Genomic DNA, 7,738 nt, shown 5'->3' on the forward strand with positions numbered 1-7,738 from the left:
AGGAACACCTGACCTGCGATGCGCAACACAATCCATACCGCATACAGGCATACCGACCACATCACTACCGTATATACCCTGCCTAACCACTTCTTGAAGTTTATCCGTATCCGTTTCATCCGTCCCAAACCAATTTATCTGTTATTCTTTGTCACCAGAAAACCTGTCTCCTGTCCTTTATCTCGAAAATGCGCTCGTCATGCCCTTCGGTATGGTTTTTCAGATACAACAGGGCACCTTGAGGAACCTCATACTCCAGCACGTCCGAACAGGCTGTCCGCCGCCCCAACGAATGCCAACTCCCCTTATCAAAATAGAACAACTCATAGCACTGCCCTTGCCGCACAAAATTACCACGGTTTCGGGGTACATATACTATCTTTCCCACCTTACGCGGATAGCCTAAGTCAACGCCCGCCCAGCCGCCTTCTGCCTGCTTGTAATCGAATGAAGTGAACGGGTCACCGTCGAACACATTAGTGTATTCATGCGAACCGTCGTTGTCATAACAACCCGGAGTACCGATGACCTTCCCTTTCAGCCTCACCGAATCATCCGGGCATTCGTACAGGTAAAGCTCACCAATGTTGCAATAGCTGTCCTTGCCACCACGGTAACGGATGTAGCGGTAAGATTTCGTCACTTTGGGATAGACCGTTGTAAACAGGCGGTAAGGGAACTCCTTTATATAATAAAGCGTGTCCGCATCCCGGAAGTCACGCCGGTTGCTTCCCTCTACCACACCACCTACCATGCGGTAGACAAGGTCGCCGAAATGAAGGTTGTATTTACAATACACCTGTACGCGTTCTTCCGCACCCTGCGGTGAATAAAAAGACAGTTCCCCCGTTTGCTTGTCTATGCGGAATGGGTCGGTCAGGATTTCCAGTTGCGTTCCTTTCCCTGTAGCCAGAACCGCTACCACACCACCGTCTACATCCGTAAACGTCACTTCTTTCCCCTTACGGTAAGCTATATCTATCGGGGTCCATCGGAGGTGTTCCGACAGGCAGAGATAAACCGGTTCGTCCTTTCCCACTTCCCGGTACATGTCTTCCACATCGATTGCCAGCCGGTTGGAATGCGCCAGATAAAAGCGCGAGACATCCTTAAACAGCGGAAAGCGGAACGTAGGATAGACCGTCTGCATATCGGCTATCTTCCCTGCCAGCTCCCGGTTCAGGCTGTAAGTCATCCGTGCCACCTTTGCCTTCAATACGTTATGTTTCTTCGAACTGATCCATACTTCCGGCTCGGTAATGTAAGTATCGCCGTTCTTATCTATCGTAAACGCCCAAAAGTGCGAAGCGTTGTTATCGCCCCGCTGCAATGTCCTGTCTATCCCGGCAGGTATCCCCAACGCCCGAAGCAGATACACCACCCCGTCCGTATATTCCCGGCAAGAACCCGATTTCCATTCCACTGCCCTTACACCGATATGGGGACCGCTGGGGAAAAGGGAAGTCCAATTATACTCTTTCTTTCCCCAAATGTCCATAACCGCCTGTGCTGCTGCCAGAGGATCATCGGCATTGGCAGTAGCACGCAGGCTGTCAAGCAGCGGGTTATACTTCCGGTAAACAGCCTCACGCCACTTTTCCAATGGTTCATCACCTATCCGGTAAGGCAAAATGTATTCACAAAAGTCAGTAAAAGAAACATTTTTCCCCCACGGTTGTTCCTGCCACACCTTGAATGCCCAGTCGATATGGCAAACCAAGAAAGCGGAATCCACTTCTTCTATATCACGCTTTCTGACTAATGAAGATTCCGAGAACGCCCCGTCCGCTTGCTTTAACGAATCTACCAACCGCTGCGGCTTATAGTTCCCTTTACTGAACAGTTCAAAATATTTCCGGTATTCCTCCAGTGCCTTCCCGTCCTTATAGCCATGATAAGGCATATTCTCTATCAAGAAACAAGCCGCACGGTATTTCAGCGTGTCGCCCTCGTAATGGCGCAACACTTTTTCTAACTCCTCACGGTTACCGCCTGCCAACTCCAATGCCGAGTCTAATCTGGTTTCGTCACGACACAAAGCCATGCAGATACAAACAGTCCCTATCAAGCACGCAACTAAAAGTTTCCTCATCTTATCATTAATTGGAATAAAGAATATGAATATCCGCATTTTGCCATAGCACACAGATGACACAGAAGTTCACAGAGGAACACAGATTTTTATTTTCTATGCAGACATAGCGCAGCCTGAATTTAATCTGTGTAAATCTGTGCGTTTCTGTGTGCTATTGGCACTTTGCGGACATTCATTATAAAGAATGCCAATCAAACAGAAAAGCGGCAATTATTTATCCGGCCAGCCACCACTCAATTTATATCGACATATCGGATTGTCTTCATTAGGACAAATGCATAAAATCAAACCATCTCCAATATTCAGCACTTTCAAGACTTCGCATATTTTCCTTTCATTGTGCCTTCTTTAATCCTATTCCCAAAATTCTTATTCCGTCATATCAAAATAAAACAGATCCGTATTTCCCTCGGATGTACGGGCAATATAAACTATCCGGTGTAATCCCGCATCTACAAGAAAAGCCTGAGAGTAGTGAGGCAAGGAATAAGTTTTCACATAATCCAAGTTCCAATCTAAAACGACAATACGGGATTTCATCTCTGCAGTCGGAGAAAACGAACGTTCTTCCTCCACCGACTGAGCCATCAAATAAATATAATTTTCATCAGACTGGACATCGGTAAAACAAAGCAGGCTCTCCCCCATAACCGAACTGTTTTCATTGCCTAAAACCGGACATACCTCTTTTTCTCCCAAACGAACACTTTTTTGCAAATTGCCTTGCTCATCATAAAGAAACACTCTATTATAATAAAACATAGCCGATACGATTTCTTTCCGGCTTTCACTGTAAGATATCCGATTCATATTCATCACCGAAAAATCCCTTTCCGGCTCCAACAACGAAGACGGAAAATCAATCCAGTCAAACTGACCGGATGACACATCAAACCGGAAAAACAAACCCATCCCATTATCCATATTGCCATAATACACACTGCCTGCCCGAAATAAATCCGGCGAGCCAATGATTTCCTTCGGCAAAGATATAGCTACAACAGCATTTTCCTGTTTATGCAAACATCTGTGTAAATCTATTTCCTTTATTGATGCCAAATTCACATCATACACTTCCAATTTTCCACCTACATAATCTTCCCCTCCAAAGAAAAAAGGGAACAAAAAGTCTGACGGACCATTCCCATTCATTCCAAAACTTCCTTTTATCTGATAACCGTTACGGTCATAAACATAAAAACAAGGTTCATCATCACGTCCGATAACTATCAGAAAAGAATCACATACACACATCTTATCTGCACGAAGCACCTCCGTAATTCCCGTTGCGTGAACTTGAGGATGAACAACACGAGTCTCAGTCAATATGATTTCCGAGTTCTTTTCAGTACAACTGCTAATGATGACTAATGCCAAGACCATATAACTTACAAGCCTATTCATAATATCAAGTACTTATCAATCTAAAGGTGTGCCAGGACATTATATTTCCCGACATACCTAATACTTATTTTTTAAAAGCAAGTCCCTTTATTATAGGTCGATGTATATCCCCAAACACAAGTTCCGCACTTACACATAAATGCATTTCCAGTTCCACCGGAATAACAGGTTATATGATGCCCAGTCTCATTTCTTGCCAACGCTTCCACATTAGCTAACTCTAAATCTGATAATGTTTCCGTCTTCTGTGACTGGCTATAAGCAGTATAACCTGCCGCTACGGCTACTGCCGCAATAAAACTGAATCTTATAATTTTTTTCATATGCTATAATTGTTAAAAATGTTAGTATTTTATCCGTTACTTTCACCTGCAAAGCCGCAAATCCCCGATTTGCGTATCTTCTGTTTTCTTCTTAACTTTGCATCGGTCTATCCTCCTTTCTATTTTAGGGTTTGACTGGAGTGGAGACATACAAGTTTTCTTCTAAACACTTTCTGTATCGTTTCCATTCCTTTTATACTTCTTGCGGCATTATTTGTGCATTTTATGGATGTTATCATGATTATATAATCAACGATTATTACCAGAATACCTGCCTGCCATCTTTTATCTCGAAAATCCGCTCGTCTTTCCCACGGGTATGATTAATCAGATAAAGCAAGCTGTTTTCCGGAACCGTGTAGACCAAAGAATCCGCAACCGCTTTTTGGCGACCGGCTGAATTCCACCGCCTGCCTTTCCAATACAGCAATTCATACACATCACCTTTACGAATAAAATTATCACGGTTGCGGGGCACATACACAATCTTGGCTATACGATGCGCACTCCCCAAATCCAAGCCTGCCCATCCGCCTTCGGCATACTTATAGTTGAATGAAGTATAAGGATCCCCATCAAACACATTGGTATATTCATGGGAACCGTCCTGTTCGAAGCAACCGGGCGTACCGATAACCTTGCCTCGCAATGCCCAACCACTGTCAGACGCATCATAAAACGCAACTTCCGCAATGTTGCAAAAGCTTCCGTCACCTCCTCTGTAACGCACATACCTATAACTTTTCCGGTTGTCTACCCACAGCGTATTATACACCTTTCGGGTACGTCTTTTACCAAAAACAACGTATCGGTATGTCGAAAACCGACATCATTACTTGCTTCGAATACACCGCCAGGCATACGGAATATGAAAGTCTCGTTATACAGATGATATTTAAAATAAAGAGCAACCGTGTCCTGTTTGTTGCCCGGATTGAAGTAACGCAAGTTTCCCGAAGTTTTCTCCAACAATATCGGGTCGGAACACAGTTCCAGCCCCTGCCCGTCCCAAAAGGCAAGCCGGAAAATGATGTCCCCTTCCACATCATGAAAGCGGATACTGTCTGACTCCATGTGGGTATAAGCGACTGGTATCCAACTGTCTCTGCACGAAAGGCACAGATAAACGATATCGGATGTCGTTTTTTCCGAATACAGCACTTCTTTGGGCAACGTCAATGTGCGGTTCCACCTGCCGGCATATTCAGGTGTCACATCCTTGAACAGCGGATAGCGGAAAGTAGGATATACCTCATCCGACGGTTTATCCAAGTCTTCCATCATCGACGTGTTCAGGCTATAAGTTTCCCGATACACTTTCCCTTTGGGGTTCCATAGCTCAGCGGCGGGACGCAACGGAGGGTTGGGATATTCCACTTCATACGTTTTCCCCTCTTGATCCAGCACGAAATTCCAAAAATGAGGGGCGTTATTGTCTCCCCTCATCACCATGACATCCGTTCCGCACGCGATACCCACCGAACGGCATACATAAATGAACAAGTCTGCCAACTCCTTGCAGCTGCCCGAACGCCACTCTACCACTTTCGGCCCTATATGGGGACCCGTAGGGAATGAACTCGTAAAATAAATCCGCTCTTTTATCAGCGTGTCCAGCAAGACCCGTGCCGCAAACAGCGGGTCGGCAGCCTGCGGCATGCCGCGTATGCTGTCCAGCTTCGGGTTATAACGTTCATAAATCCGTTCCCGCCATTCTTCCGGCACTTCATCGCCTACACGATAAGGAAGAATGTATTCACAAAAGTCCTGAAAGCTCACATTCCGTCCCCAAGGTTGCGCTTTCCATACCCGGTAGGCATGGTCGATGTTTTTCACCAAATAGGCAGAATCGATGACCTCGACATCCCTTCTCCGCTGCAGACTGCCCATAAAAAATTCGCCATCCGCCTTCTTCAACGAGTCTATCAGTTCGCTTGACGTTTTCCGGGTATGCGTAAAGCAGGTGAAATATTTTCTGAACTTTTCCAACTCTTTACCGTCATAATACGTATGATAGGGCATGTTCTCTATCAGAAACCGTGCCGCACGGTATTTCAGCGTGTCATCCTCGTAATGACGCAATACTTTTTCCAGTTCAGCACGGTTCTCGCCTGCCAAACTTAAGGCTGCTTCGAGACGTTGATTGTCATGCGTGCAAGATACAGCACACAAAATGATAAATAAAACCCATATTTTCAAGCACCATCTCATTGCTTTCTTGTTTTTCGTATTATCTTCTCATCTTTTTTAATCAATCTCAATGCCAAACTAAATAGTATTGTCAATATTCAAGTAAAATACGACTAAATATTGATTGGATTTTCCAATAAAATCTACAAAAAACGGCTATATTCAATTAGACTTCAAAGCCACTTCTATAATTTATGCTATATACATTATTTTTAAAATACCACCATTATACTTATCAATTTACATTATCATCTATTGAAAAACGAAGCAATTCTGTTTCACCTTTCTCCGCTATGGCATAAATGATTTTATCCTGATCATCCACACAAAAATTCTTTATTGGATAATCCAATTCAAACTTGAAATCTGGCTTGCCATCCCATTTGATACGATAAATGCTATTCCCTTGAAAAGCTTCCAGTTTTGAATCAGCGAAACTTTTTCCGGAATATAACAAATATATGTAAGAGTCTGTTGCATAAGCCGCTAAAAAAGCCTGTTTACAATGGGCACTTACCGGTGCAGAAAATTCATTTTCATTCTCCTCCGGCCTATATTCCGGATATCCTCCTGCAAAATGATAGGTTTCTTCTATCTTGACACTATCAACCGAATAAATGGAAAATATAGGTGCTGACCGGACTGCATAAACTAATTTATCCAACGAAGGATTCATACATAAAGTACCTTGATAGGCCATGCCACGCAAACGGTTGGATATGGAACGTTCTTGTTGGTCTCGATAAGGATATTCTCCCCAATAGGCAACCGCGCCATGCGGGTCGGTCAAGGTTAACATATTGTTATCATAAAAGCCCATCCCTACAAAAGAATTAAAACGGGTAGCATATACTTTAGTGCTAAGCAAACTGTCTTTCTTCACTAAAGAATATTCTTCAATCCCTCTTTTTATATCATGCAGATTGACTTGAACCAATTCATGCTTAAAACAATCATAAATCCCCAGCAAAGAATCCGAAGGCATTCTGGCTAAAGAAAATACTTGCAAGAATTCATTTCCCCCCTGACCTTTCCGGCCAAATGACCATATTCTGCCGTCTTCATGACGCAAATCAATCATTGTAAAAAGAGAATCTGCTATATTATCATAAATCACAAGATTTGAATCCACACAATGCATCAAAAAAGGCTGCCCTAACATAAGCCTTTCCGTAAACAATTGCCGACCTTTTAATTGTTTTACAACAAATGACTTATCAAACTCTTGCATCGACACATCATCTTGCTGCTGACAAGCAGTGATTAAAAATATTTCAACAACTAATGCTACTATTACAAATCTTAATTTAACCATAATTTTCATCTTTTAATTAAGGGACTTTCTGCAAACTTGCTCGTTCTATAGAAAGTCCCACTATTCACTACATCCTATGAATAATGAATGTAACGATCACCTATACAACCGCCCCAACCCCAAAATTTACAAAAATCAAGGGTTTGCGTAAAACAACCACTACAATCATTCCCTACTTCATAAGAAGCCAAAGCTTCCACATTATCCAATGCTATGTCTGACAAAAAAACACGTTGCGACATAAATGATTGATAAATGCCAAATCCACCACAAATAAACATTATCAATCCAATATCATTTCAATTTCGTCTTTGCTTTGAGCGAAGCAGAAAGAAATACTCATCAGCACACACAATAATGTAATCAGTTTTGTTTTCATAATCTTTTTTGTTTTTCGTTTCCGCAAAATTC

General features: G+C 43.0%; 7 protein-coding genes. All 7 read right to left on the reverse strand.

Going from position 1 to position 7,738, the window contains the following annotated elements:
- Positions 1-151: 151 nt before the first annotated feature.
- The 7 genes from B5F25_RS20085 to B5F25_RS20110 all read right to left on the reverse strand — a co-directional run bounded on the left by B5F25_RS20085 (position 152) and on the right by B5F25_RS20110 (position 7,608).
- Positions 152-2,092: a transglutaminase-like domain-containing protein gene (locus B5F25_RS20085; protein WP_239414085.1), complete on the reverse strand. Its 1,941-nt coding sequence runs from the start codon at positions 2,090-2,092 to the stop codon at positions 152-154.
- Between the two features lie 372 nt (positions 2,093-2,464).
- A complete protein-coding gene (locus B5F25_RS20090; protein WP_140406998.1) occupies positions 2,465-3,499 on the reverse strand; it encodes a hypothetical protein in 1,035 nt (344 codons plus the stop codon).
- 71 nt (positions 3,500-3,570) lie between these two features.
- On the reverse strand, positions 3,571-3,822 hold the full coding sequence (locus B5F25_RS20095) for an NVEALA domain-containing protein (protein ID WP_087251651.1): 252 nt from the start codon (positions 3,820-3,822) through the stop codon (positions 3,571-3,573).
- A gap of 259 nt (positions 3,823-4,081) precedes the next feature.
- On the reverse strand, positions 4,082-4,552 hold the full coding sequence (locus B5F25_RS22745; protein ID WP_343206235.1) for a discoidin domain-containing protein: 471 nt from the start codon (positions 4,550-4,552) through the stop codon (positions 4,082-4,084).
- Positions 4,553-4,575: 23 nt separating this feature from the next.
- Positions 4,576-6,033, reverse strand: a complete 1,458-nt coding sequence (locus B5F25_RS20100; protein ID WP_343206236.1) for a transglutaminase domain-containing protein — start codon at positions 6,031-6,033, stop codon at positions 4,576-4,578.
- A 214-nt stretch (positions 6,034-6,247) separates the two neighbouring features.
- Complete coding sequence (locus B5F25_RS20105) at positions 6,248-7,327, reverse strand: BF3164 family lipoprotein (RefSeq protein ID WP_158100093.1); 1,080 nt, start codon at positions 7,325-7,327, stop codon at positions 6,248-6,250.
- A gap of 74 nt (positions 7,328-7,401) precedes the next feature.
- Positions 7,402-7,608, reverse strand: a complete 207-nt coding sequence (locus tag B5F25_RS20110; RefSeq protein ID WP_087397162.1) for a hypothetical protein — start codon at positions 7,606-7,608, stop codon at positions 7,402-7,404.
- Positions 7,609-7,738: the final 130 nt, after the last annotated feature.

Origin of the sequence: Bacteroides sp. An19 (assembly GCF_002160215.1) — a bacterium.
Taxonomy (GTDB): domain Bacteria; phylum Bacteroidota; class Bacteroidia; order Bacteroidales; family Bacteroidaceae; genus Phocaeicola; species Phocaeicola intestinalis.

What these genes read in the sequence shown, in the direction of transcription:
- B5F25_RS20085 (WP_239414085.1), bottom strand. Translation starts at nt 2,092, where the DNA reads ATGAGGAAACTTTTAGTTGCGTGCTTGATAGGGACTGTTTGTATCTGC.
- B5F25_RS20090 (WP_140406998.1), bottom strand. Translation starts at nt 3,499, where the DNA reads ATGAATAGGCTTGTAAGTTATATGGTCTTGGCATTAGTCATCATTAGC.
- B5F25_RS20095 (WP_087251651.1), bottom strand. Translation starts at nt 3,822, where the DNA reads ATGAAAAAAATTATAAGATTCAGTTTTATTGCGGCAGTAGCCGTAGCG.
- B5F25_RS20100 (WP_343206236.1), bottom strand. Translation starts at nt 6,033, where the DNA reads ATGAGATGGTGCTTGAAAATATGGGTTTTATTTATCATTTTGTGTGCT.
- B5F25_RS20105 (WP_158100093.1), bottom strand. Translation starts at nt 7,327, where the DNA reads ATGGTTAAATTAAGATTTGTAATAGTAGCATTAGTTGTTGAAATATTT.
- B5F25_RS20110 (WP_087397162.1), bottom strand. Translation starts at nt 7,608, where the DNA reads ATGTTTATTTGTGGTGGATTTGGCATTTATCAATCATTTATGTCGCAA.